1 protein-coding gene is annotated in these 236 nt (G+C 41.5%); it reads left to right on the top strand.

Going from position 1 to position 236, the window contains the following annotated elements; all coding sequences use genetic code 11:
- On the top strand, positions 1-236 hold a 236-nt coding region (locus tag AAEY62_RS24765), incomplete at both ends, for a peptidoglycan DD-metalloendopeptidase family protein (RefSeq protein WP_350637147.1).

Here is a 236-nt window from a genome sequence, read left to right as displayed (position 1 = left end):
CTCTAAGCATTTGTCGAGTAGTAAAGTGCAGTGGTTTTGGCCAGCAAAAGGCAAAATAACACAACGCTTTTCGAACAAGGAAAATGGCTACAAAGGCTTACAGATTGCTAATAAAAAAGGGGCTGCCGTTTTAGCCGCCGCACAAGGAACAGTGGTTTATGCGGGTAATGCGCTTCGAGGTTATGGTAGTTTAATTATTTTAAAACATAATGACGACTACTTGAGTGCTTATGCAC

This window comes from Pseudoalteromonas sp. GW168-MNA-CIBAN-0100, assembly GCF_040309225.1.
Classification (GTDB): Bacteria; Pseudomonadota; Gammaproteobacteria; order Enterobacterales; family Alteromonadaceae; genus Pseudoalteromonas; species Pseudoalteromonas arctica.
This window is presented reverse-complemented; position numbering and strand designations above follow the sequence as displayed.